26 protein-coding genes, 2 tRNA genes and 2 pseudogenes are annotated in these 24407 nt (G+C 60.3%); 11 read left to right on the forward strand and 19 right to left on the reverse strand.

Annotation, left to right across the window (positions count from 1 at the left end; genetic code table 11):
• The 3 genes from NVV94_RS14950 to NVV94_RS14960 form a co-directional block, all read right to left on the reverse strand.
• Complete coding sequence (locus tag NVV94_RS14950) at window positions 1-1020, reverse strand: branched-chain amino acid aminotransferase (protein WP_258443174.1); 1020 nt, start codon at window positions 1018-1020, stop codon at window positions 1-3.
• 394 nt (window positions 1021-1414) lie between these two features.
• Window positions 1415-2917, reverse strand: coding sequence for a DNA-3-methyladenine glycosylase 2 family protein (locus NVV94_RS14955; protein WP_258443175.1), 1503 nt, complete (start codon window positions 2915-2917; stop codon window positions 1415-1417).
• 79 nt (window positions 2918-2996) lie between these two features.
• Window positions 2997-3668: a DUF3313 domain-containing protein gene (locus NVV94_RS14960; RefSeq protein ID WP_258443176.1), complete on the reverse strand. Its 672-nt coding sequence runs from the start codon at window positions 3666-3668 to the stop codon at window positions 2997-2999.
• Between the two features lie 263 nt (window positions 3669-3931).
• On the opposite strand from NVV94_RS14960, the gene NVV94_RS14965 reads away from it, so the two are divergent.
• From NVV94_RS14965 to NVV94_RS14980, 4 genes are read left to right on the forward strand one after another with little or no spacing between them, the layout of a single operon-like run.
• On the forward strand, window positions 3932-4528 hold the full coding sequence (locus NVV94_RS14965) for a paraquat-inducible protein A (protein WP_258443177.1): 597 nt from the start codon (window positions 3932-3934) through the stop codon (window positions 4526-4528).
• Window positions 4525-5169 (forward strand): paraquat-inducible protein A, encoded by a 645-nt coding sequence (locus tag NVV94_RS14970; RefSeq protein WP_258443178.1) that lies wholly within the window; start codon window positions 4525-4527, stop codon window positions 5167-5169. The genes NVV94_RS14965 and NVV94_RS14970 overlap by 4 nt, the downstream gene beginning before the upstream one ends.
• A complete protein-coding gene (locus NVV94_RS14975) occupies window positions 5150-6805 on the forward strand; it encodes an intermembrane transport protein PqiB (protein WP_258443179.1) in 1656 nt (551 codons plus the stop codon). Before NVV94_RS14970 ends, NVV94_RS14975 begins: the two co-directional genes overlap by 20 nt.
• Before the next feature lie 17 nt (window positions 6806-6822).
• Window positions 6823-7386 (forward strand): membrane integrity-associated transporter subunit PqiC, encoded by a 564-nt coding sequence (locus NVV94_RS14980; protein WP_258443180.1) that lies wholly within the window; start codon window positions 6823-6825, stop codon window positions 7384-7386.
• A 233-nt stretch (window positions 7387-7619) separates the two neighbouring features.
• On the opposite strand, the gene NVV94_RS14985 is transcribed toward NVV94_RS14980, so the two are convergent.
• Window positions 7620-8231 (reverse strand): LysE family translocator, encoded by a 612-nt coding sequence (locus tag NVV94_RS14985; RefSeq protein WP_258443181.1) that lies wholly within the window; start codon window positions 8229-8231, stop codon window positions 7620-7622.
• A gap of 244 nt (window positions 8232-8475) precedes the next feature.
• On the opposite strand from NVV94_RS14985, the gene NVV94_RS14990 reads away from it, so the two are divergent.
• The gene (locus NVV94_RS14990; protein ID WP_258443182.1) at window positions 8476-8772 is read left to right on the forward strand and encodes a DUF6388 family protein; all 297 of its coding nucleotides are present in this window, start codon (window positions 8476-8478) and stop codon (window positions 8770-8772) included.
• Window positions 8773-9065: 293 nt separating this feature from the next.
• Complete coding sequence (locus tag NVV94_RS14995; RefSeq protein ID WP_258443183.1) at window positions 9066-9752, forward strand: GNAT family N-acetyltransferase; 687 nt, start codon at window positions 9066-9068, stop codon at window positions 9750-9752.
• Window positions 9753-9854: 102 nt separating this feature from the next.
• Here NVV94_RS14995 and NVV94_RS15000 read toward each other — a convergent pair whose 3' ends face one another.
• Complete coding sequence (locus NVV94_RS15000) at window positions 9855-10043, reverse strand: hypothetical protein (protein WP_258443184.1); 189 nt, start codon at window positions 10041-10043, stop codon at window positions 9855-9857.
• A 98-nt stretch (window positions 10044-10141) separates the two neighbouring features.
• On the opposite strand from NVV94_RS15000, the gene NVV94_RS15005 reads away from it, so the two are divergent.
• Window positions 10142-10825 carry an SOS response-associated peptidase family protein gene (locus tag NVV94_RS15005; RefSeq protein ID WP_258443185.1) on the forward strand — a complete coding sequence of 228 codons (684 nt, stop codon included), beginning with the start codon at window positions 10142-10144 and terminating at the stop codon, window positions 10823-10825.
• A gap of 61 nt (window positions 10826-10886) precedes the next feature.
• On the opposite strand, the gene NVV94_RS15010 is transcribed toward NVV94_RS15005, so the two are convergent.
• The 3 genes and pseudogenes from NVV94_RS15010 to tssB form a co-directional block, all read right to left on the reverse strand.
• Entirely contained in the window at window positions 10887-11153 is a 267-nt protein-coding gene (locus NVV94_RS15010) for a DUF3604 domain-containing protein (RefSeq protein WP_258443186.1), read from the reverse strand.
• Window positions 11154-11539: 386 nt separating this feature from the next.
• Window positions 11540-11812, reverse strand: a pseudogene (locus NVV94_RS15015) (OmpA family protein); the annotation flags it as partial.
• A gap of 6 nt (window positions 11813-11818) precedes the next feature.
• Window positions 11819-12322: pseudogene (gene tssB / locus NVV94_RS15020) on the reverse strand (type VI secretion system contractile sheath small subunit).
• 557 nt (window positions 12323-12879) lie between these two features.
• On the opposite strand from tssB, the gene NVV94_RS15025 reads away from it, so the two are divergent.
• Together NVV94_RS15025 and NVV94_RS15030 are read left to right on the forward strand one after the other, a co-directional pair.
• Window positions 12880-13116: a hypothetical protein gene (locus NVV94_RS15025; RefSeq protein WP_258443187.1), complete on the forward strand. Its 237-nt coding sequence runs from the start codon at window positions 12880-12882 to the stop codon at window positions 13114-13116.
• 382 nt (window positions 13117-13498) lie between these two features.
• Window positions 13499-13924, forward strand: a complete 426-nt coding sequence (locus NVV94_RS15030) for a hypothetical protein (RefSeq protein ID WP_258443188.1) — start codon at window positions 13499-13501, stop codon at window positions 13922-13924.
• Window positions 13925-13927: 3 nt separating this feature from the next.
• Here the strand turns inward: NVV94_RS15030 and NVV94_RS15035 are convergent, their stop codons facing one another.
• Window positions 13928-14233: a hypothetical protein gene (locus NVV94_RS15035; protein ID WP_258443189.1), complete on the reverse strand. Its 306-nt coding sequence runs from the start codon at window positions 14231-14233 to the stop codon at window positions 13928-13930.
• 159 nt (window positions 14234-14392) lie between these two features.
• Window positions 14393-14608 (reverse strand): hypothetical protein, encoded by a 216-nt coding sequence (locus NVV94_RS15040; RefSeq protein WP_258443190.1) that lies wholly within the window; start codon window positions 14606-14608, stop codon window positions 14393-14395.
• A 310-nt stretch (window positions 14609-14918) separates the two neighbouring features.
• Between NVV94_RS15040 and NVV94_RS15045 the strand changes: the two genes are divergently transcribed.
• On the forward strand, window positions 14919-15431 hold the full coding sequence (locus NVV94_RS15045; RefSeq protein WP_309304251.1) for a DUF4157 domain-containing protein: 513 nt from the start codon (window positions 14919-14921) through the stop codon (window positions 15429-15431).
• Window positions 15432-15534: 103 nt separating this feature from the next.
• Here the strand turns inward: NVV94_RS15045 and NVV94_RS15050 are convergent.
• Together NVV94_RS15050 and NVV94_RS15055 are read right to left on the reverse strand one after the other, a co-directional pair.
• Window positions 15535-15611 (reverse strand) — tRNA-Asp (locus NVV94_RS15050).
• 19 nt (window positions 15612-15630) lie between these two features.
• Window positions 15631-15706: transfer RNA gene (locus NVV94_RS15055), tRNA-Val, on the reverse strand.
• 308 nt (window positions 15707-16014) lie between these two features.
• Here NVV94_RS15055 and NVV94_RS15060 point away from each other — a divergent pair.
• Window positions 16015-17475, forward strand: a complete 1461-nt coding sequence (locus NVV94_RS15060) for a SulP family inorganic anion transporter (protein ID WP_258443192.1) — start codon at window positions 16015-16017, stop codon at window positions 17473-17475.
• A gap of 39 nt (window positions 17476-17514) precedes the next feature.
• Here the strand turns inward: NVV94_RS15060 and NVV94_RS15065 are convergent, their stop codons facing one another.
• The 7 genes from NVV94_RS15065 to NVV94_RS15095 form a co-directional block, all read right to left on the reverse strand.
• Window positions 17515-18312: a DNA-binding domain-containing protein gene (locus tag NVV94_RS15065; RefSeq protein WP_258443193.1), complete on the reverse strand. Its 798-nt coding sequence runs from the start codon at window positions 18310-18312 to the stop codon at window positions 17515-17517.
• Window positions 18303-19148, reverse strand: a complete 846-nt coding sequence (locus tag NVV94_RS15070) for a DUF692 domain-containing protein (RefSeq protein ID WP_258443194.1) — start codon at window positions 19146-19148, stop codon at window positions 18303-18305. The genes NVV94_RS15065 and NVV94_RS15070 overlap by 10 nt, the downstream gene beginning before the upstream one ends.
• A 57-nt stretch (window positions 19149-19205) precedes the next feature.
• Window positions 19206-19466: a hypothetical protein gene (locus NVV94_RS15075; protein WP_258443195.1), complete on the reverse strand. Its 261-nt coding sequence runs from the start codon at window positions 19464-19466 to the stop codon at window positions 19206-19208.
• Window positions 19467-19608: 142 nt separating this feature from the next.
• On the reverse strand, window positions 19609-21336 hold the full coding sequence (locus NVV94_RS15080) for a NahK/ErcS family hybrid sensor histidine kinase/response regulator (protein ID WP_258443196.1): 1728 nt from the start codon (window positions 21334-21336) through the stop codon (window positions 19609-19611).
• Window positions 21320-22483 carry an alcohol dehydrogenase-like regulatory protein ErcA gene (gene ercA, locus NVV94_RS15085; RefSeq protein WP_258443197.1) on the reverse strand — a complete coding sequence of 388 codons (1164 nt, stop codon included), beginning with the start codon at window positions 22481-22483 and terminating at the stop codon, window positions 21320-21322. Before ercA ends, NVV94_RS15080 begins: the two co-directional genes overlap by 17 nt.
• 132 nt (window positions 22484-22615) lie before the next feature.
• On the reverse strand, window positions 22616-22687 hold the full coding sequence (gene pqqA, locus NVV94_RS15090) for a pyrroloquinoline quinone precursor peptide PqqA (RefSeq protein WP_010209364.1): 72 nt from the start codon (window positions 22685-22687) through the stop codon (window positions 22616-22618).
• 164 nt (window positions 22688-22851) lie between these two features.
• On the reverse strand, window positions 22852-24372 hold the full coding sequence (locus NVV94_RS15095; protein ID WP_258443198.1) for an aldehyde dehydrogenase family protein: 1521 nt from the start codon (window positions 24370-24372) through the stop codon (window positions 22852-22854).
• Window positions 24373-24407 lie beyond the last annotated feature (35 nt).

The raw sequence follows: 24407 nt of genomic DNA on the forward strand, positions 1-24407 counted from the left end.
TCAGACCTTCACGATCCAGCCGGCCGGAGCCTCGATATCGCCGGACTGGATGCCGGTCAGTTCATTGTAGAGACGGCGGGTGATGGGCCCGACGTCTTCCTGGCTGTGGAAGACATGCAGCTGGCCATTGTATTGAATCCCGCCGATCGGCGTGATCACGGCGGCGGTCCCGCAGGCGCCCGCTTCCTTGAATCGAGCGAGCTGATCGACGAACACGTCGCCCTCGATCACCTTCAGCCCCAGCCGGCTCTGGGCCAGTTCGATCAACGACAGGCGCGTGATCCCTGGCAGAACCGATGGCGACTTCGGTGTCACGAACTCATCGTCGTGGGTGATGGCGAAGAAGTTCGCCGAGCCCACTTCCTCGATCTTCGAGTGCGATTGCGGGTCGAGGTAGATGCAGTCGGCGAAATGCGCAGCCTTGGCTTCGGCACCCGGCATCAGGCTGGCCGCATAGTTGCCGCCGACCTTGGCAGCGCCGGTGCCGTTGGGCGCCGCGCGGTCGTAGGTGGAGATCAGGAAGTTGTTGGGCTTGAGGCCACCCTTGAAATAAGCCCCTACCGGTACGCAGAAGATCGAGAAAATGAATTCCGGGGCGGTACGCACGCCAATGTTGTCACCGACGCCGATGACGAATGGACGCAGATACAGCGCGCCGCCCGTACCATACGGAGGGATGAAACGTTCGTTGGCCAGCACCACCTTCTTGCAGGCTTCGATGAAGGCATCGACCGGGACCGCAGGCATCAGCAGCCGGGCACAGCTGCGCTGCATGCGCAGTGCGTTCTGGTCAGGGCGGAACAGGTTGATCGAGCCGTCCTTGCAGCGATAGGCCTTCAGGCCTTCGAAGCACTGCTGGCCGTAGTGAAGTGCCGTGGACCCTTCACTGAGATGCAACATGTTGTCTTCGGTAAGCACGCCTTCCTGCCAGTTTCCTTCACGCCAGTAAGACAGATAGCGCAGATCTGTCTTGATGTAGTCGAAACCCAGCGTTTCCCAATTCATGCTTTCGTCGCTCATGATGCCCTCTAACCTTGAAAAAGACCTGGATGCCCAGGTTGACAAATAATTGCCGCTTGCCACGCCAGATTATCGAAGTCCTGAAGTATCGGCTAATCCCTCGTGAATTTCGATAGTTCTCTGACGCATAGCCGCAACCTTTGAGGCATTTGCCCCAGCGATAGCTCTTGCATATCGATTTTTTGTAGCAGCTGCCATCAGGCTGCGACCACGTGCACGAGATCTCAAGATCGCCAGGGAGCCCCTGTGGGACTCCAGCGCAGCCTGGCGGCAGCGGCTACGCCCACCGAGGTACGCCGAGCCGATGTAGCCGCTGCCGCAGGCTGCGCTGGAGCCCCGCAGGGGCTCCTCCGGCGGCCAGGAGGTCCTGCGACAAAGTGTCCGGCGTACTTCCTCAACCCGGGACAGGGCTTGCCTCGGTAGCCGCCAGTGATGTCCACAAGTGCTGGGCCGCGTAAGCCCGCCATGGCCGCCAGGCCTCTGCCCTGGCGAGCATTTGCCGAGAAGTGGCTGCAGTGCCCTCGAGCAACCCAAGGGCCTTGAGTAACGCCACGTCTCCTGCCGGGAAGGCGTCGGGTTCGCGCAGTTGCCGCAGGGAAATGTACTGCGCCGTCCAGTCGCCTATCCCGCGCAGTTGGCAGAACCTTGCAACGGCATCCTGCAGTGAGGCACCGGCGTCGAACAGGCCGGGATCGGCGACCAATGCCTCGCTGACCGCCGTCAACGTCGCACTGCGCGAGCGTGGCATGCCCAGGCTCATCAAGTCTGCGCCGATCAAGTCCGCCGGTTCCGGAAAAACATGGGTCAGCCCCGATGGATGCCCATCCAGCTGGCGCAACGGTTGCCCGAACCTTGCCACCAGCTTGCCGGCCAGTTTCATCGCTCCGGACACGGTAATCTGCTGCCCCAGCACCGCGCGCAGGGCCAGCTCGAAACCGTCCCAGCCACCCGGTACGCGCAACCCCGGGCGCGCCTCGATCAACCTGGCCATCAGGGGATCGGCCGCCAGTTGCCGCTCGATGGCCTCCGGGTCTGCGGCCAGGTCGAACACCCGGCGCAATCGGGCGATGATCACCGGCAACGCGGTCAACCGGGGAAAGCGGATGGTCGCGGCCAGCGCATTGCCCTGGGCCTGACGCACCGCAACGGTACCCTGCACGCCATTGATCCCGATGCTGCGCGAATAGACGCCGTCGACCACACACTCGACACCGACGATGGCCCGCGCCGAGAGAAAGTCCAGCATTGCCTGCCAGTCATAGGGCGGCCGGTAGCGCAACAGCAGCGTCACGCCCTCGCCCGCCACCGGGGGTTGCCCGGCTTGCGCGCCACGGCGCAAGGCGCTGGGTGGGCGTCCATAAAGTTGCTGAAAGACTTCGTTGAACCGGCGGATGCTGCCAAAGCCCGAAGCGAAGGCGATATCCGTTATGGGCATGCCGGTCTCGTGCAGCAGCTGCCGGGCCAGGAGCACGCGGCGAGTCTGCGCCACGCCCAGGGGCGAGGCCCCGACATGAGCGGCGAACAACCGCCGCAGCTGGCGCTCGCCAACCCCCAGGCGCTCGGCCAGTGCCGCTACCCCGCGCTCGTCCAGTACACCCGCCTCGATCAAGCCCAGCGCCCTGGAAACGGTATTGGAGTAGCCCGAATTCGACACGCCGCGCCACGCCCCGGAGTCGGGCGCCGCTTCCGGCCGGCAACGCAGGCAGGGGCGGAAACCGGCCTCCTGGGCAGCAGCAGCCGTCGGGAAGAACAGGGTATTTTCCGGTTTCGCCGTGGGCGCGGGACAGATGGGCCGGCAATAGATGCCGGTGGTTCTGACGCCGATGAAAAAGCGCCCGTCAAAACGAGCGTCGCGGCTGGCCAGGGCCCGGTAGCAGATGTCGTGGTCGAGGTTCATGCCACCATGATCATCCCGAATACCCTGACAGACTAGCGGTTTTCGGTCCTGATCATGGCAGGCATTGCGCTGCGGGCGCTTACTTGGCCTTGAGATTCAGATAGGACTGATGGAGGTCAGCGGCCCAACCGTCGATCACCTTCTTCACATCATCTGCCTTCATGACTTGCGAGGTGTTTTCCAATGGCTTGCCACTGCCTTTGCGCACGACTTGAGCGATCACCTGATTGGTTTGGCCATCGAGAAAGACCGCTTCGGTGCCGATATCGGTTTCCTGGTCGCGTATGCCCGTTGCTGTACTGACGGCCGCAGCCACCAGGGCGATCGGAATAACTTCGTAGGGCTTCAGGCCTTCGGTCTTGCTGCTGACCGCAGTAATCGCCGGCCGCATGACGATGGTGCCAGGCCCGGGCGAAGTTGCCAGCGGCAAGGATTTACCCAGTTCGCGTTTGAGCGCCTGGTCGTAGTAGGTGGTGATGCCGTTCAAGGTCGATTGCGGAATTCTCTCGGTGGGCTGGGGTTTGGGGTAGAGCTGGCTCGGTTCGATGTAGACCTTGCTGTATTTATTGATGTCCAGCTTGGGATCGACCCAGCGCATCACCGGTGCGCCGGAAGGCGACTTGCCCTCCTTGAGTTGGCTGTAATCCTTGAGAAACCCGGAGTATTCGTCTGGCTGGGTCAACTTGCTCGAACACCCTGTAACGGCGACAGACGCCATGAACAGAGAGCCCATCAAAAATGCAACTTTCATTCTGAAGCTCCTTGGTTGTCATGGGCGCGACACGCCACCCGGACTGCATGAAAAAACAAGACCCGTTAGTTGCCAACCGTCACCTAAGCTCCAGCGAGAAGGTGATCACGCAAACTAGTTATAGCCCAAGATCCGGTACGCAAAGCGCGCCAACCCACTATAAAAAGCCGATGCCCGGACTATAAATTTGCTCAATTTCGCCGCACTTCTATATTGATCTATCGAGTCAGCTGACTTTCATAGCCTCTCACCGAGCATTAATCATGGCGAAGACCGATCGGTTGATCATTTGCGAACACTGCGATTGCGTCTATGAGCCCGTCGCCCTCGCCAAGCATCAAACGGCCTTTTGCACTCGCTGTGGCGCGGTCATTCAGCGCTATAGCAGCATGTCGGTGGAACAACGCCTGGCCCTGACCTTCACCGCCGCGGTGATCTGGACCTTCGCCAATTTCTACCCGGTCATGAGCATCAGCATGCAAGGCCTGAAGAACTCCGCAACCCTCTGGGATTCGGTCCTGGCCCTGAGCGATGGGCCGATCACCTTCATTGCCCTGGTGGCCGCCATCGCCATCATCATCGCCCCAGGCATTCAGTTGGTACTGCTGATCTGGGTGTTGAGTTTCGCCTGGGCGGCCAAACGCTCGCCGGGGTTTGCCTGGTGCATGCGCTGGCTCGAATCGCTCAGGCCCTGGAGCATGCTCGAAGTCTGCCTGCTCGGAGCGATGGTCGCGGTCATCAAACTGGCCGGGCTGCTCGACGTAGTGCCGGGCATCGGCCTGATCGCCCTTGCCGCCCTGAGCATATTGCTGATCAAGATCGCCGGACGCGACGTCCGTGATCTGTGGAACACCCTATGAACTCGCCACCGCTGGCCAGCGAAATGAACCTTTGCCTGTGCCACAGTTGCGGGCTCGCTTGCGACATGACCGACCAGCCCGGCGAATGCCCACGCTGCGGCGCCGCCTTGCATGCACGCAAGCCCAATTCGGTGGCAAGAACCTGGGCCTACATGCTCGCCGCCCTGATCTTTTACGTTCCGGCCAACCTTCTGCCGGTGATGAACACCCACATGCTCGGCAGCGGCGCCGACAGCACCATCATGACCGGCGTGGTGGAATTCTGGGAAGCCGGGGCCTGGGACATTGCCTCGATCATATTCATTGCCAGCATCGCCGTGCCGGCGACCAAGTTCGTCGCTATTACCCTGCTCCTGGTCACCGTGCAACGCGGCAGCCAGTGGGCCTGCAAGCAACGCTCGAAGCTGTACCGTTTCGTCGAAGTGATTGGTTACTGGTCGATGCTGGACGTGATAGTGGTCGCTCTGGTGGCGGCGCTGGTCAAGTTCCAGGCATTGGCCGACATAGAACCCCGCCCAGGCATCTTGTTCTTCGGCCTGGTCGTAGTTTTCACGATGCTTTCGGCGATGAGCTTCGACCCGCGCCTGATCTGGGAAACCCGACAATCCGAGGAGGTCATGGATGAAGCAAGAAGCCGCTGACGGGCATTCCGAGCCCGGCCATTCGAATATCAAGACCCGCCGCTGGAGTGTCTCGCTGGTCTGGATCGTGCCCATCGTCGCGGTGCTGGTCGGGATTTCTCTGGTCGTCCATAACAGGATGCAGGCGGGCCCGATCATCACGATCACCTTCAAGACCGGTCAAGGCCTGACGGCCAACAAGACCGAGGTCAAATACCGCAATGTAGTGATTGGCCACGTCACCGATGTCGAATTGAGCGAAGACCAGAGGAGCGTGAACGCAACGGTGAAACTGGCCAAACAGGCCGAATCCTTTACCCGCGAGGACTCGGTGTTCTGGGTCGTGCGGCCGCGCATCGGCGCGGGCGGTGTTTCCGGGATCGATACGCTGCTGTCCGGCGACTTCATCGGTGCCGATGTCGGCCATTCCGATAACCGCACCAACAAATTCATTGGCCAGGAAACGCCGCCGCCCATCACCTATGGCGAACCGGGCAAGCGCTTCGTCCTGCATACCCCGGACCTCGGCTCGCTGGACATCGGCTCACCGGTCTACTACCGCAAGATCCCGGTCGGCCAGGTGGTTGCCTACGCACTGGATGCCGACGGCAAAGGCGTCAATATCGAAGTCTTCGTCAACGCTCCCAATGACGTCCATGTCACCGAAAACACCCGTTTCTGGAACGCCAGCGGTGTCGATATCGGCGTGGGCGCCGATGGCTTCTCGGTCAGGACCGAGTCACTGTCCTCGATGCTGCTCGGCGGTATCGCTTTTCGCGCACCGGAGTACAGCTCCGGCGATCAACCCGCGCCCGAAAAGAAGGCCTTCGACCTGTTCGAGGACGAACTGACGGCCCTTGCCCCTCCCAGCGGCAAGGCGCAATACCTGAGCCTGCGCTTCGACCAGGCCATGCGCGGGCTGAAGGTGGATGCACCCGTCGAATTCCTCGGCGTGGAAATCGGCAGGGTCGTCTCGGTCAATCTGGACTTCGACGAAAAACGCCAGAGCTTTCCGGTGGACGTGGGCATCGTGATTTATCCCAAGCGCCTGGGGCGGGCACACATCAAGATGCTTGAGGTCCTCAAGCACGACCCCAACGACGAAGCAGCCGGCGCCCGGCTCATCGGCACCTTTGTCGAGCACGGCCTGCGGGCGCAGGCACGCAGCGGCAACCTGTTGACCGGTCAGTTGTACGTTTCCCTGGATTTCTATCCAAAAGCCGAAAAAGTCGCGTTCGATGTCACGCAACGGCCACTGATGATCCCGACCATTCCGGGAAGCCTGGAACAACTGCAGGAACGCTTGCAGGCAATGGTCGACAAGTTCAACAAACTGCCCCTGGAGCGTATCGCCAACAATCTCGATACCAGCCTGGTCGAACTGCGCAAAGGCCTCGCCCAGTTCAACGGCAAGACCTTGCCAGGCGTGCAAAGCACCTTGCAGGATGTCAGCAAGACCCTGCAGTCGGCCAACTCGACCCTCGCCGACGACTCGCCGCAGCGTGAACGGTTGGGTGACGTCGTCAACGAACTGAGCCGCACCTCGCGCTCCCTGCGCGATCTGTCCGACTACCTTGGCCGGCATCCCGAATCCCTGCTGCGCGGCCGCCCGAAAGACGCAGTGCCGCTGAACCTGCAACCCTCTTCGCGCGAATGACTACAGGAGTTGGCCCAATGCCACTTTCGCTGAAACTACCTTTGCTGAGCGTGCTCCTGCTGCTGGGGGCCTGTCGCAGCGACCCGGTTCATTACCACACCCTGACCCCGACCCAGTTCGGCAACGCACAACAGGGCGCCAGCGCCGACATCGAGATAGAGCGGATAACCGTGCCGGCCCAGGTCGATCGGACGCAGATCGTCGTTCGTCAGGGCAACAGCGGCCTGGCGATTCTCGAGACCGAATGGTGGGGCGCGAGCCTTTCCGATGAGTTACAGAGTGCACTGGCCGAGCAATTGAACAGCAGCGTATCGCCGCGCAAGGCCTCCTTGCGGGTCGAGGTACAACGCTTCGATTCGGTGCCAGGGCAGTACGCCCTGGTTGAAGCAAAATGGCGCTTGCGCAGCCTGGGGCCCGGTAACACTATCAAAGAAATGACCTGTCGGACGTCCTTGCGAACCCCAGCCGGTGCAACCATCGACGACCTGGTGGCGGCCCACCAGAACAACGTGAAACGGCTGGCCGACGCGATCAGCCAGGCCAGTCGCGGAACCGGCACTGCATGCCCGTCGGTGCAGTAGTCGCGCCTGCTGTCAAAGCAGGGATTCGATGGGCAGGTTCAACGACAAGAGTTTTCCAGGCTGTCCTTTGCATCGTCGCAAGCTTGTCTGATGCGAAAAGGTCCGTCCAGTGCCATGGCCTCGGCAATCCATGCGCTGGTAAAGAGCCATGGCACTGGGCGAACAGTTGAGAGCTTAGAGCGATCCACTATGGATGCCATTCAGACGATTCTTAAAACCGCCGATGACGCTTCCTACGCAGGGTCCAACATCAGCGGATACAGCGACATCACCAGCAATGCCGCCATCAGCAAATTGAATGCCAGCAGCCAGCGCGGGTTGCGCAGCACATTGCGCAAGGCACTGCCGCAGCCGGCCCAGATGCAGACGCTGGGCAGATTGATGATGGCGAAGACCAGCGCAATGATAAAGACATTGACGAAGTAGCCCTGGGACGGGGTGTAGGTGGTGATCGCGCCGAGGGCCATGATCCAGGCCTTGGGGTTTACCCACTGGAACGCTGCCGCGCCCCAGAAGCCCAACGGCCGGCTGGTGCTGCCCAGTTCTTGCGAGACAGGGCCCGAAGTCGCGATTTTCCAGGCCAGATAGAGCAAATAAGCCGCCCCCATGTAACGCAGTACCGTGTACGACATGGGCACGACCTTGAACACCTCGCCCAGGCCCAGCCCGACCGCCACGACCATGACCATGAAGCCGACGCTGATACCCAGCGCATGGGGGATCGAGCGCCTGAAACCAAAGTTCACGCCCGAGGCCAGCAACATGGTGTTATTGGGGCCTGGCGTGATCGAGGAGACGAATGCGAACAACGCAAAGGCCGAGAGCAAATCGACTGAGTACAGCATGGTGTTATCCAGAGGTGGCGGGCTACGGGCTTACAGTAGCGGATTGGCCGGCAGGCACAGCGCTACAGTTGGCCGGTATTTGTGCGCAACAGAATTGAGGCTGGCACTGGCAGTTTAATCCAGCCTGGTTGCGGTAGGGCTATATGTCTCATTGAATGGGCCGCTACAATGCCCCCGACTGCAGCGACGCCCGAAGGCGTTGGAGGCACAGCGCCCTGAGCGTTTTTTGATAAGTGAGAACGAAATGATTGCAAAAGAGTCAAGGCATGCAGCCGCGATAGAGAAGTTCATGGCCGCCAACCCCGCTCTGCTGGAAGAAATTCAGGCGCTGAGCCCACAAGAGCAAAAACAGCAGATCGAATGGGCGTTTGAAGATGAGGCCCAAGAACAAGGCTTGGAGCCTTGGGAGCTGGCATTGCAGCTGATCGCGCAAAGCCCGGAAGAGCTTCACGCGATGCGGATCGAAACCCACCGAGATGTCGCCGAAGCGCTTGGTATGAGCTGGGAAGAATACTGCAGCTTCAACGAGCTCCCCAAATAAGTGCAAGACCGCCAAGGCCTATCGGGCAGCCCGTCCAGAGTCAGGAGGGGCCTGCCCCTTGCGCAAACGAAGAAGGCTGTGCGGCGGTCTCCAGCCATCAACTCCGGCTCCGCGAGCAATTCTTGACACAACTTGAAACAAAACAGCGCTAGCTTTTTGGCACGGAACAGCCGCGCTGATCTATACCCATTCAAAGAGTTTGACCAGGCACCACCAACAATCCGCCACGAGTCTCGCCAAAACATAGCTACCCTTGCTGCCCTACACAACAACAAGCCCAACCAGGAGACAACATGAGCCCATTGAAGAAGCTCAGTGTCCGGATCAAGCAAAGAGGTTTGCGCCGCGAGTTGAAGAAACTGTTCGAGCGCCATGTTTTTTTCCATTGGGAGCTGTTATGGATGGAACGCGACCTGCTCAGTCCGATTCCCCCACACAAACTCAGACCCTATGCGCCTCTACGCCTGGTGGTTATTGATACGGAGAACGTCAAGGCCTTCGCCAGGTACTTTGGCGACCGGGTGCAGACCATGCGCGAACTCGCCGCCGAAGGTCACACCGGACACATGTACCTCGATGCTCAGGGGGACACTGTCGCCTTTGTCTGGGGCAGTACACGCGACTACCATGATCGTCATTATTACGGCTGCAAGTTCCCGATCAAGCCGGGTGAGTTCTTCGCGTTCGGCGGCGAGGGAATCCGCCACTACTTTGGCACCTGCCTGTCGGTCGACGCCCAGGTGAACATGTGGGAAGCCATGCGCGCGCAGGGCTGCACACGGGTGGTGGATGTCTGCGAGACGCGTAACATCCCGGCCCTCAAACTGCATATCCGCATGGGTTATCAGGAACAAGGCCGGGTCACGCATGTGTATGGGTTGTTCGGGCGCTGGCGTTTGTCCCGCGAATCGCGTTACACCGGGTCGCGGCTGGAGCCTCTGCGCAAGCCGGGGCGTCCTACCGTCACCGCACCGGCTTGAGGGGGATTGTCAGCGGAGGGGCCAAAGACTTTTCCTTGGCCCTCGCCTGATCGAAAACATCGAACTGCAGGGCCGGCCCTCGTGCCCTTCATGAACCGCCTTTCAGGGCTTGAGCGGGCGCTCTTCGTCCAGATCCGAAAGGCTCTTGCCATCATCTGGATGCTTCCAGGTTTGCGGCGGTTCCTCTGGCTCCTCCTCGATCGAGTCTGGATCATCCTCAGGGGGTTCGGGGTCTGGAGTCGATGGGCCAGCCGATCGAACGCTGCATTCGTACCGTGGGTCAGTATCCATGGACACCTCCCTTTTAAACCGATTGAACAGGTTTCCTCACCGTTAAGTGAAGCACAGCCCCGGTGCTATGCTTTCTCCTCTGTTCCGAGGACAGGCCGATGTGCGGAAGGCTTTCGCAATACCGCGGCATCCATGACTTCGTCGAGGCATTGAGCATGCCCAATGCCTTGGCCAACGCCGTCGGCGAGCAACCGCTGGAGCGCTACAACGCGGCACCATCGACCCCGCTCGCCCTCCTCCATCTTGCCGATAATATTCTCCACGCCGACCTGGTGCGCTGGGGATGGCGGCCGCACTGGGCCGGGGATCGTGCCCCACCGATCAACGCCAGGGTCGAGAAGGTCGCCCATGGCGCCTTCTTCAGGGCCATCTGGCCACATCGTGCGATCGTGCCGGTTGACGGCTGGTATGAATGGGTCGACGAGGGCGATCCGAAGAAGCAGCCCTACTACATCCGCCGCCAGGACGGTGCGCCCATCCTCTGCGCGGCCATCGGCCAGTACGCCACCGCCGGCCGCGAACAACAGGAGAGCGACGGCTTCGTCATCATCACGGCAGACAGCGCCGGCGGCATGGTCGATATCCACGACAGGCGTCCGGTGGTGCTGGCGCCCGAGCTGGCCCGTGAATGGCTGGACCCCGCAACCCCCGGAGAGCGCGCCGAACAGGTTGTGCTGTTACAGGGAGAACCGTCCGAAACCTTCGACTGGTTCAGGGTCGACAAGGCCGTGGGCAATGTGCGCAACCAGGGTGCACAGCTTTTGCTGCCAATTGACTCATGACTCGCTAGCCGATCTGTGCGACCCGACAGAAAAACCCCGCCAGATGGCGGGGTTTGCTTGCTCAACTATTTTTTTTCGGGTGAACAGTCACCTTGGGCAGGAACTTGTTCCTGAACTTCCCTGGCGGCATGCTCGATTGATGCTTGCCTGGCGACTCGTCAATCGTCGCGCCTTCGAATCCAACCTTGTACGGGGTCTGACCACAGTGCACGACACTGTTTATCGGAAATTCCTCCTCATGTTCCAGGTAATGTTCGCCCATCAATGGATCCCTCTGGCAGTTGGCCGATACCGGCAAGCACCTGATTGCCTGAAAAATATCGGTCATGACGGCGATTCAGACTAGACGGTCATTTTGTGCTTTGCAGGTCATAAATTGCAAAGCCCGACCAATGGCCGGGCTTGGGGATATTACATGGGGTCCGATTTACCGCGCCGAACGGCATCGGCCGTTTCGATCAGGTGTTTAAGAGGGTCCGCCCCTCCCTCATTGTGTGGGTCGGAGGGGTCGGGTTTGTCTTTGGCGGTCCGCCCTCCGGCGCCCAGCTCGCCATGGTCGATGCTTTCTTGGGCGGCAGGGTCCGATGGGTCGGATGGTTTGTGATCAGGCTTCATAAGCACCTCTCTGAGGACCTTGGGTGCAGAGGGTCCCTGTGGTTTTGATATCGGTGTAGGGGAAAATGTTCCTTCTTGCTGATGATTGGCGATGGCACTTCATGAAGGTTGCCCATTATCCGCCCCGACAGTGGGCTGCCCACAGGCCCCAACTTCCGGCACTAGACGGATATCGACACGACGGTTGGCCGCTCGCCCGGACTCGGTGTCATTGCTGGTGATCGGCTGGCTGGCTGCGAACCCCTGGACAGCAAAGCAACTGTCGGGGATGTCTCCCATGCGTTGCATCCAGTCACGCACTGCAGAGGCGCGGGCGCGGGACAACTGGAGGTTCTGCCCGGCGTTGCCAGTGGCATCGGTATGCCCAGCAATAGGGAATTAACGATCTTCTTGTGGAGCCAGAGCGGCCAATTCGGCTCGGAGCTCGTCACTCAGCGCATCATCCTTGAGGATGCGTTCCAGCTCGTGACGGAAGGTAGCGTTGTCCAACAGGTTCGACTTGAGGTCGCGCAGCAGGTTGCGCATGGCCAACAGGGCACGTAGTTGCGGTATTTGCCGCGCCACCTGCTCCGGCTCGAAATCTTTCATGTTCTGGAAATTCAACTCGACAGAGGTGTCGGAGTCGTCATTGACCAAGGTATTTTTCACCGCCAGTTTCAGGTTCGGAGAGAACTCGGCCAAAACGCTGTCGAAGTTATTCTTGTCAATATTGTTCTTGCTTCTCTCGGATAATGGACGCTGCTCTTTTCCGTTGCTGTAATCCCCCATCATCATCAACTTCAGCGGCAACTCGACTTACTTCTGCGCACCACCGGTGTGCAAATCGAGCTTGATGTTGACTCGAGCCTTGGGCACTTCATTTTGAAAACTGCTTGAAGCCATAACTCCTCCAGATACCTGCGCGACAGCAAATTCCATCACGAAAATCAAGCAAGATTGGAATCCACACCTTTAGCCGACCTAATACAAAAAGTTGCCAGCCACAGCACATAAATTCCTTTTTAAAGACACGAGCAAAGCACTTGCGAGGCATGTACTGATCTCTCATCTACAATAATAATGAATTATCTCAAGCGGGTATTCCATCCCCTGGAGGATCATTGGGAAAATTCCGACGCATTTTCAGAAACAGCCTACAATTGTGCGGAAGTGCGCTTTTCGCGGAAAACACATGGAAAAGCTGATAGCTGTTGAGTCGTCAAGCAGGGCTCTGGGCACCCTTGGCTGGTGCATCGTCTCCGGCTTCTGGTTTGTACAATCAGCCACTTACGAAGAACTTCGCAAGCTGAACTCGAAAACCCGTTGATTCGCGACAGGCTTGCCCATCCGCCCGGCCCCTGCCCGAGGCATTTCCTTAACATTCCACCTCCATTCTGCGAGCGTGTGCAGGCTTTTTAGACCGCTGCTACACTTTCCCTCGCTGAATGGAGGAATGACCGATGTCCGACAAAGAGACCATCACCACCCTGCTCACCATCATCAACCACCGCCAGGCTCGGCTGACGTCCACCTGCAAGGAAATCGCCGACTGGATCGACCGCCAGGGCGACCTCCCTGCCGCCGTCAAGATCCGGGATAGCCTCAAAGCGGTCGAAGCCGATGATGTGCTGCTGAAGAAAGCGCTGACGTCGCTGAAGGTTGTCGATGCGCCGCTCCCGCGCTTCAGGCAGTACTGAGGGCAACGCCGGGGTAATCGATGCTGCCCGCTCGAGGCAGGGCTGGCGGCTGCTTACTACGATGCCCAGAAGACGTTCTCGCTATTGATCTCAGGGCCACGGTCCGGATTTATTTCGCGTTCGCGATGAAGCCAGATCCGAGTCCGCTCGACATCGAAAGTTCTCTGGCTGCTTTGCCTGAGCACCATTGCGGAAACGCCAAAATGTCCACACTCAGGACAGACAAGCTCAACGCCGTCCTTTCCAGCGTCAACCTCTCGCGCCTCTGCCCCACAGATCACGCACTTCATGGCCCTCTCCCAATGTGTCACTCCTCAACTGTAGTCGATCAATGGCATAGTGACCGGGCCTGTCAGGCATGCGTTTTCTTGGAGCAAGGGCCATGACCGAAACCCGGCAAGATACCGAGCATTATGCCTGCTGGGCCGCCGCCTGGCCGTCTCGTGAGTCCGTCGATGTGCTGAAGCAGGCTGGCGTGAAAAGAACCGTGCACTTGACCACTTTCTACAATGCAAAGGTCCGGTTGAATTTTTCCGAGCCACTGCCCCACTGCCGGGCGACCATCACGACGATTTCCGAATGGCGTACCAGGCGCGGGAGATGCATTGTTGCCGAATTGGCCTGCGAGGGGGCATGGGGTGATGCACTGAACGCCGCGTTGTCCCGCACCTACGGATCAGAGGAGCGGACCTACAAACCGCATTTGACTGTGGAGCGCAACGCACCGCCAGGCAGGTCCAAGGCCTACCAGCACCTTGTCGGGATAGAGGTCGAATTTGACCGGCATGGCATCGAGCAATTCACCTGAGGATCAATGCGCCTGTTTGGCAATGCTCCAGGGGCCGGCTGAATGAGGACAAGTCGCCAGCGCCCGCGCCCTGCCGACACACCACAGCATCGCCTGCGTGATCGTCTCGGATTCGCGCGCATCATGGTACTCCTCGAAGATCATATGTCCGTTCCCGGCATAGATCCCGATGAATGCTTGAGTGACTCCGTCACGGGACAGACGTACCTGAATTTCGATCTCATAGCCGCTGCCCAGTTTTTCCTCATGGCAACGGCTGTTGAGCTGACAATCGGCCCAGTCCCAGTATTTACCCCCTCGTTGGTGCATGGCTCACGCTCCTCAGTCACAGGATATGAGTAAGGCACACGAGGGGCGACTCTGCCATGGCAAAACGCCTTCTTTTACTTGACGTCAAATATTCAATTCTGAAGCGTGACCGGCACGGCTACCCGCAGGCTCCATGCCGGACAATCTGCCGGATAATCATCATGCCAGCTTGATTCGCGGGCCCTGCACTTCATCCCGGGCCTGGTGCAGCTCTTGCGCGTCCTGGTTGAGTTGGTGGACCACGCCCAAGAGCCGCTGGCGCAACAACTCATCGCCCAACTTCTCGATGGCACGCATGATATCGATGGCAGCACGCTGATTATTGGCGGCAACCGAATCCATGGTTTTTCGCAGGTTTCTTGCTGGTCGGGTCACTTGATGGCTCCTCACGATTCAGACAAGTACTCTACGACAGCAATGTTTCTTTTTAACTTCAGCGATTTAGATAGTCATTTGAAAAAAGTTGTCACCCCGGGCAACCAACACTGGCCGCTACGGTCCAACACGCGATTGGATACGGGCAAGCACTGCCCAGGGTAATGCCTGCCGATTGCCATTGACTCCGGGAGCACCAATGCCAGCTGTTTTTTTGCATCAAATTTTCCGGTCAGCCGCTGCACTGCTCCTGTCCCTCGGCACTTCGCTCTCTGCACTCGCCTGCCCAACGGGACAATACGAGGTCTGCATGGTGGCCTGTTTCTGTGCGCCAGGCTCCAAGGAGGAAATGGCGCCGATCTTCGACAACATGAGCCAAATGGCAGCCTCCGGACTGGAGAGCTGGATAGTGCAATCGCGCAACTCCGCAGCCGCTGGCGAGGTCCAGACAATCCCGCTGAATATCCGCGCCCAGCTCGAACCCTACTACGATTTCCAAGTGCTCGATTCGGTCCGCTACAAGGTAGGCGACGATAAGGAACTGAATGCCGCCAACACCATGCTGCAGAATCCCGATGTGAATGCCGTCACCCTGATGGACATCATCGTTTTTCGAAATGCCGACGACGCACTTAACAATGTCGCACTCTGGGCCCATGAATTGCATCACGTGCAGCAGTACCTGCAGTGGGGCGTTCGCGGATTTGCGACCCGTTATACCCGTGACTACAAAGCCGTAGAGGCGCCTGCCTACGAGATACAAACCCGGGTGGCGAAAACACTGCGAGTCAGCGTGGCCAACAAGTCCGAGCCGCCTCGGTAGCCGTCAGGCGGCCGCGCAGCGAAATCAGAAAGCAAAAAAAAAGCGACCCGAAGGTCGCTTTTTTTTTGTTGCCTCAAGGAGTTCAAGGGCCTTGAGGCGAATATGGCGCAGCGGACGGGACTCGAACCCGCGACCCCCGGCGTGACAGGCCGGTATTCTAACCGACTGAACTACCGCTGCGCATGACACTGAGAAGGATTGGTGGGTGATGACGGGATCGAACCGCCGACCCTCTGCTTGTAAGGCAGATGCTCTCCCAGCTGAGCTAATCACCCTTCACTCTCGGTGTGGGCGCATTCTCTCACAAAAATTCGCAATGTGCTGATTTAAATAATATTTTTTTAAAAAAAGATAATTCATGCAGGAACAGCCACTGGGGCCGGCACTCCGAACTCAAACAATCCATGAACCGAGGCAGCCGACACAGGCAGGCTGAAATCGCTGGCCAAACCTTGCCCCGCTTCATAAAATCGCGCGCTTCCCGGCACACTCCATGCTGCCAAAACACAGACTTGAACGACCTCCCTGGCACTGCCCCCCCACGGTCAGCGGCTACGGAGGTCTTTGGCTTGAAAAGGGCAAGATGAGTATCTCCGATATACGCAACAACGTTCTGGCGGGCCTGACCTCCTCTTTCGCGCTGGTGCCCGAGTGCATCGCCTTTGCCCTGGTGGCTCAGCTCAATCCGCTGATGGGTCTCTACGGCGCTTTCATCATCTGCTTCCTGACCGCGTTGTTCGGCGGGCGTCCCGGCATGATCTCCGGCGCCGCCGGTTCCATGGCCGTGGTCATCGTCGCGCTGGTCGTCCAGCACGGCGTGCAATACCTGCTGGCGACGGTGCTGCTCAGCGGCGCGTTGATGATGCTGTTCGGTGTGCTACGGCTCGGCAAGTTGATCCGCATGGTGCCCCACCCGGTGATGCTGGGGTTCGTCAACGGGCTGGCGATCGTCATTGCCCTGTCGCAACTCGAGCATTTCAAGCAGACCACGCCAGCGGGCAAGCAATGGCTCTCGGGTATGCCGTTGCTGGTGATGTGCGCGCTGGTGGCATTGACCATGCTGATCGTCTACCTGCTGCCGCGCCTGACCCGGGCGGTGCCGCCGGCACTGATCGCCATTGTCGGCGTGGGCCTGTTCTGCCAACTGTTGCAATTGCCGACCCGTACCCTCGGCGACATGGCCGATATCGCCGGCGGGCTGCCCAGCCTGCACTGGCCGGATGTGCCGTTGAACCTCGAGACGCTGCGCATCATCCTGCCCTACGCTGTATTGATGGCCCTCGTCGGCCTGCTGGAAACGCTGCTGACCTTCAACCTCACCGACGAGATGACCGAAACCCAGGGCCAGCCCAACCGCGAGTGCGTCGCGCTGGGCGCGGCCAATATGGTCTCGGGTGTGTTCGGCGGCATGGGCGGCTGCGCCATGATCGGGCAAACCATGATCAACCTGAGTTCCGGCGGTCGCGGGCGGCTTTCCGGCATCACCAGTGGTGTGATGATCCTGCTGTTCATCCTCTTCCTGTCACCGCTGATCGAGCGCATCCCCCTGGCGGCGCTGGTCGGGGTGATGTTCGTGGTGGCCCAGCAGACCTTCGCCTGGGGTTCGCTGCGCGTACTGGGCAAAGTGCCGCGCAATGATGCGCTGGTGATCATCGCCGTCACCGCGATCACGGTCTTCACCGATCTTGCGACCGCTGTCCTCTGCGGCGTGGTCATCGCCGCACTGAATTTCGCCTGGCAACATGCCAGGGAAATCGGTGCGCAGAGCCACATCGACAGCGCCGGCCGGAAGACCTACTCCCCGCATGGCACGCTGTTCTTTGCCTCGACGACACGCTTCCAGACGCTGTTCGATCCGGCCAGTGATCCGCAGCACGTCGTTCTTGATTGCGTACATCTGCGCTTCGCGGACCATTCGGCTATCGCGGCCCTGGAAGCGCTTTGCTTGCGTTATCAAAAAGCAGGGAAAGAGCTGCAGGTGGAGAATTTGTCCGAGCGCTGTCGGTCAACGCTGCAACGGACGGGCGCAGATTATGTTCGCTGAGTGACTTCTCTGAATTCGTCGGCAGCGTCTTTAACCGAATCATTCGTCCTCGGCTGTTATCAGCCGTTCCAGCAGCCCATCACTGATCCATTGCTTGAGCCAGGTCGCCGCCTGCACCGCTGCCGAGTCGTCATGGGCACTCAACTCAACGCATAACCCGGCGAAATTCCAACCTTGTTGGACCATGCCCGCCAGCGCATGGGCCTCGGCCGCACCCAGGCTGCGGTAGCGGCTGATCAGGCCCTGACGCCAGATCAGGCAGACCTGGGGTTGGTCCAGCGCTGCGGTTGCCGGTAACTCGCCCTCGTCCTTGCGTGCACGCCATACCGCCAGGCTGTTGTAATGGCAGAGCTGCCACTGCACGCTGGGCAGCAGGCCCACCCGTAATTCGGGCCAGTCTGCCGGTGGCAGGCTGGCCATGCTCTGCAGAGTCAGGGGTTCACCCTCCATGGCGTCGAAGGCCAGGGTGAACGCCCACTCCAGGCGTGCCAGCTCCGCCAGCGGTGCGGCCTGCTCGGCAACCAGGTAGCCATCGATAAAGTCCGCCAGCCGCTCGCCCAGCCAGCGCAGGCTGAAATGGCGGGATGGATGAGCCTGCAGGTAGGCGCTCGCCAGGCGCTCGAACTGGTCGTCGCCGAGCCAATACACCAGGGTCGGGTAGTCTTCGCGCAGCGCGTCGAGCAAGCGCGAGCGATAGGCGTTGTGATAGATCGCCAGGCCCTCTTCGGCACTCAGGGCAGTGCTGCCGAGCAGGCTGTCGCGCAACGCCGCGCCGGGCTGCGACTGTGCGCCAAGCAAGTAGGCCTCGAATTCAAGCTGCCAGTCGTTCAGGCGCATGCGGCCTCCGTGCCGAGTGCCACGGCAGCCAGGGCCCGGGCCTGGTCGAGTTCATCGAGCAGTGCTTGCAACGGCGGGAAGTGATCGTCGCGCTCAAGCAGCGTGGCGACGGGGCCAAGATGCCGCAGGGTACGTTGATAGAGCTGCCAGACCGGATCACTGACCGGCTGATCATGGGTGTCGATCAGGTAGCTGCCGTAGTCGCTGTGCCCGGCCAGGTGCAGCTGGCGAATCCGCGTGGGCGGCAGCGCGCCGATAAAGTCCCAGGGTTCGAAACCGTGATTGCACGCGCTGACATAAACATTGTTGACGTCCAGCAAAAGCTCGCAACCGCTCAGCTCGCTGAGGGCGGCGAGGAACTGCCACTCACTGAAATCAGAGTTGGCGGTGCGTACATAGCTGGAGACATTTTCCAGCACCAATGGCCGCTCCAACTCATCTTGCACCTGACGCACACGGGCGGCCACATGCTGCAGGCTTTCTTCGGTGTAAGGCAATGGCAGCAGGTCGTGCAACTGATGGGCGTTGCCGCGGCTCCAGCACAGATGGTCGGAAATCCACGCCGGTTGCACCCGATCAGCGAGACGCTTGAGTTTATGCAGGTAGTCGCGATCGAGCGGATGCGGGCCACCGATGGACAGCGATACACCGTGCATCACCAACGGGTAGTGCTCGCCGATGGCGTCCAGGAAATACAATGCCTTGCCGCCGTCGACCATATAGTTTTCCGAGACCACCTCGAACCAGTCCACCGCCGGGCGCTGCTCGAGTATCTCGCTGTAGTAGGCGCTGCGCAGCCCCAGGCCGTAGCCGAGGCAGGGAGTAACGGAAGACATGCCGGGCTCCTTCGTCAAAGAGATCGGGACGGCCCGCACGGGCCGCCCCGCGTCCACTTATTTGCCGACTTTGCCACCGGCGTTATTGCATTCGGCCTTGGTCATTTTCAGGAAACCTGTGCCTTTGCAGGTGCCCTGCCCTTTGCAGGCGTTCTTGGCGGTCATGCAATCGTTTTTCCCTTTGCAGGCGTTGACACCGTAGCAGTGTATCGTCTGGGCTTCCTCGGCGAAAGCCGCGGTAGGCACACTAACGCCAGCGAACAGTCCGGCGGCGGCAAGAGCAAGCGCGGCGCCAGCTGCAGCAGTTTTGACGGTCATGATGTCGTCCTCGATGGGATGAGAAAGGTCGGCCGTGTAAGGCTGATTCGGTCCCGACGCAATAATAGAGTGAAGACGGATTCTGGCGTTACCGCTAATCGAGCTGCTCGCTGGTGCCCTGCCCCGGGGATGTCGAGTCCATCTACCCGAGCAACTGACTCAACACCGCACGCAACTTGCCGGGTTTGACGGGCTTGTTCAACAGGGGGGCTCCGAGTTTCTGCAAGGCGCGACGGCACTGGTCGCTGCGGTCGGCAGTAATGATGATGGCCGGGATCGGCTGGGCAAAATGCTCGCGCAAGTGCTTGACCACTTCACAACCGACCACCCCATGGTCGAGGTGGAAGTCCGCCAGGATCAGTTCCGGCGCCCGGCCCTGCAGCACCGCCAGGGCGGCGGTTTCATCGGTTGCGGTGAGCACTTCGCAGCCCCACTGCCCCAGCAGCGCGGCCATGCTCTCAAGGATGCTCAATTCATTGTCCACGACCAGCAAACGTCGTCCCGGCAGCGGATTGCCGACCCCGGGCTGGGGCAATGCCTGGCTGATCGGCAATGGCACTTCACGCGAAAGCGGCACTTCGATGCTGAACACCGAACCCCGTCCGGGCTGTGAACGCACCTGTACCCGATAGTCGAGGATCTTGGCGATCCGCTCGACGATGGCCAGGCCCAGGCCAACGCCCTTGCGATCGGCAGCGCGGCCGACATCGAGCTGGTTGAACTCCAGGAAAATCGACTCCAGGCAGTCCTCGGCAATGCCGCGGCCGGTGTCCCAGACTTCCAGTCGCAGGCAGTCGCCACGGCGTCTGGCCCCCAGCAATATGCTGCCCTGGGCGGTATAGCGGCAGGCGTTGCTGAGGAAGTTACGCAAGATCCGCGTGATCAAGCGCAGGTCGGTACGCAGGGCAAAATCGCCGATGCGCACCCGCAGGTTCAACCCCGCCGCCTCCGCCACCGTCTGGAACTCCGAGACCAGCGGGGCCAGTAACTCGTCGAGCCGGTACAGCGCCACGTCAGGCTTGATCGCGGCCTGGTCCAGTTTCGAGATATCGAGCAGATCGGCCAGCAGGTCTTCAGCGCCCTCCAGGGCCTGATGCGTGCGTTCCACCAGGACTTGCTCGGCATCGGGCAAGTCCCGCTCGCGCAGGGTGGATATCAGCAAGCGTGCGGCATTGAGGGGTTGCAGCAGGTCATGGCTGGCCGCTGCCAGGTATTTGTCCTTGCTGCGATTGGCGGCCTGGGCGGCATCGCGGGCATCGCGCAGGGCCTGCTCGACCTGTTCGCGCTGGGCTATCTGCTGCTGCAGGTTGCGGTTGGCTTCCAGCAATTCGTCGGTGCGGGCCATCACCCGTTGCTCGAGTTCGTCATTGAGCTGTTGCAGACGTAACTGGGCCAGCTTGCGCTCGGTGATATCCGAGACGAAGCCTTCGACCAACCCGTCCTGGTCGGGCTTGAGCAGCAGGTTCATCAGCACATCGAGGTGGCTGCCATCCTTGCGCCGCAGCCGGGTTTCGTAGCCGAGCAAGCTGCGTTCACGCTGCAGCACCTCACCAATGGCCTGCAACTCGACAGCGCCGCCGACGAACAGATTGCCGGCCAGGTCCGTCAGGGAAAACAACACGTCCTGAGGATCGTCGTAGCCGAGCATGCGCGCCAGCGCCGGGTTGGCTGCACGCAAACCCTCTTGCAGGTTGGCCTGGAAAATACCGTGAACGGCGTTTTCGAACAGCCATTTGTAGCGGTTGCGTTCTGTTTCCAGGTCGTCGAGACGAGCCGCCAGCTCCGGGTAGTGGCTCTTGCGCGCCGAATGGCTGCCCAGCCCCAGCAGCCCGGCCAGGGCTCGCTGCTGTTCTTCAGAGGGCTTCGCCATAGACGACCTCGACATCCCGCTGGCTCGACGCCCGCGGGTTGGTGAGAATGCACGGATCGTCCATCGCATGCTGCGAAAGGAAGGGAATATCCGCCGTGCTGACACCGTGCAGGCCGAGGGTTTCATGAAAGCCGATGGAGTGCTTGAGCGCGATCAGATGCTCCACCAGACGCCCGCAGATCTGCCGGTGGTTGAGGCCACGACAATCGATGCCGAAGGTCTCGGCAATCACCTTGAAGCGGTCGGGCGCCGAGTTGTAGTTGAACGCGACCACATGCTCGACCAACACCGCATTGCACAACCCGTGGGGCAAATCGAGGAACCCGCCCAGGCTGTGGGACATGGCGTGCACCGCGCCGAGAATCGCATTGGAGAACGCCAGCCCGGCCTGCATGCTGCCGAGCATGATCTTTTCGCGCAGCGCGATGTCGCCAGGGGTGGCGATCATCTGCACCAGGTTGCCATTGATCAGGCGCATCGCCTCCAGGGCATGGGGGTCGGTCAACGGGCCGTGACCGGTGGACACGAATGCTTCGATGGCGTGAACCAACGCATCGATACCGGTGCAGGCCGAGAGGAAGGGGTCCATGCTCAGGGTCGTTTCCGGGTCGATCAGCGAGACGTCCGGGACGACTGCCTTGCTGACGATGGAAAACTTCATCCGCTCCTGCTGGTTGGAAATGATCACGAACTGGGAAACGTCGGCCGAGGTACCGGCCGTGGTCGGGATCAGGATCAGCGGCGGGCTCGGCACCCGAATGGTGTCGACCCCCTCGAATTCAAGAATGCTGCGCCCGTGGGCGACGACTATGCCGATGCCTTTGCCGCAATCCATCGGGCTGCCGCCGCCGACGGCAACGATCACATCGCAATGGTTTTCTCTATAGATCTCGGCGCCGAGCATCACCTCTTCGACCCGAGGGTTGGGCGATACCCCGCTGTAGAGGCAGTAATCGATGTCCAGGGCCTGCAGGCTGGCCTCGACATCGGCGACCCAACCGGCGGCAATCACGCCGGGGTCGCTGACGACCAGGACCTTGCGCGCGCCGAAGGTCTTTGCGTAGTTGCCAACGTTATGCCGGCAACCGGCGCCGAAGATGATTTCCGGGGAAACGAATTTACGCAGCTGGCTGAGATTCTGGCTCATGGAAAGCCTGTTTTTATTGTTTTGAAAGATAAGACCAGCCTAAAGCATCCTGTTACAAATGCAATCAGACCAAAAGCGCAGAGACGGTATGAAGGCTCTGGCCAGTGCGTGGACTGGCCAGAGCCGGAACGATCAGCGGCTGGCGAAGTACATGGTCACTTCGAAGCCGATGCGCAGGTCGGTAAACGCGGGTTTAGTCCACATGGGTCAATCCTCTTATTGTGCCGGTCAATTCCGGTAGAGGCATTAATACACGGGGGCTGCGGCTGTCGAATGCTACTTTCGAAGGAAGTTGCGCGGTGCCTTGGTAGGGGGTGGTGCAGACCGTAGCGCTGCCGCGCCAGCGCTACGGTCATACGCGTCAGGCCTTAAAAGAAGCCCAGTGGGTTGGTGTCATAGCTGACCAACAGGTTTTTGGTCTGCTGGTAGTGGTCGAGCATCATCTTGTGGGTTTCACGACCCACGCCGGATTTCTTGTAACCGCCGAACGCGGCATGCGCCGGGTACAGGTGGTAGCAGTTGGTCCAGACGCGGCCGGCCTTGATCGCGCGGCCCATGCGATAGGCACGGTTGATGTCGCGGGTCCAGAGGCCGGCGCCGAGGCCGAACTCGGTGTCGTTGGCGATTGCCAGGGCTTCGGCTTCGTCCTTGAAGGTGGTGACGCCCACCACCGGGCCGAAGATCTCTTCCTGGAACACGCGCATCCTGTTGTGGCCCTTGAGCAGGGTCGGCTGGATGTAATAACCGCTGGACAGGTCGCCTTCGAGCCGCTCGGCCGCGCCACCGGCGAGCAGCTGGGCGCCCTCCTCCTGGGCGATGGTCAAGTAGGAAAGAATCTTGTCGTATTGCTGCTCGCTGGCCTGGGCACCGACCATGGTCTCGGTGTCCAGCGGGTTGCCACGCTTGATATTGGCGATCTTCTTCAGCACCTGGGCCATGAAGGGTTCGTAGATCGATTCCTGCACCAGCGCGCGCGACGGGCAGGTGCAGACTTCGCCCTGGTTGAAAAACGCCAGCACCAGCCCTTCGGCGGCCTTTTCGATGAACTGCGGCTCGGCCTGCATGATGTCTTCGAAGAATATGTTCGGCGATTTGCCGCCCAGCTCCACGGTGCTTGGAATGATGTTCTCGGCCGCGCAATGCATGATGTGCGCGCCCACCGGGGTGGAACCGGTGAAAGCGATCTTGGCGATGCGCTTGCTGGTGGCCAGGGCTTCACCGGCTTCGCGGCCGAAACCCTGGACGACGTTCAATACGCCGGCGGGCAACAGGTCGCCGACCAGCTCAACGAACAGCGTGATCGACAACGGCGTCTGCTCGGCTGGCTTGAGCACGATGCAGTTACCGGCAGCCAGCGCCGGCGCCAGTTTCCAGGCGGCCATCAGCAACGGGAAGTTCCAGGGGATGATCTGCCCGACCACGCCCAGTGGCTCGTGGAAATGGTAAGCGGTGGTCAGTTCGTTGATTTCGGCGGCGCCGCCTTCCTGGGCGCGTATGCACCCGGCGAAGTAGCGAAAATGGTCGGCCGCCAGCGGCACGTCGGCGTTCAGGGTTTCGCGGATGGCCTTGCCATTGTCCCAGGTCTCGGCGACCGCCAGCTGCTCCAGGTGTTGCTCGATGCGATCGGCGATTTTCAGCAGCACCCGCGAGCGCTCCTGGACCGAGGTCTTGCCCCAGGCATCGGCGGCGGCATGGGCCGCGTCCAGGGCTTTTTCGATGTCGGCCGCCGTGGAGCGTGGGAACTCGGCAATCACTTCGCCGTTGACCGGCGAGGTATTGCTGAAATACTGGCCTTCGACGGGAGCGACGAATTCACCGCCGATGAAGTTGCCATAACGCGGCTTGAACGAAACAACGGAACCGGGTGTACCGGGTTGTGCATAGATCATGGTGGGCCTCTGTCTGGGTCGATGCCTGTCGGGTG

This window comes from Pseudomonas sp. LS1212 (assembly GCF_024741815.1).
Classification (GTDB): Bacteria; Pseudomonadota; Gammaproteobacteria; order Pseudomonadales; family Pseudomonadaceae; genus Aquipseudomonas.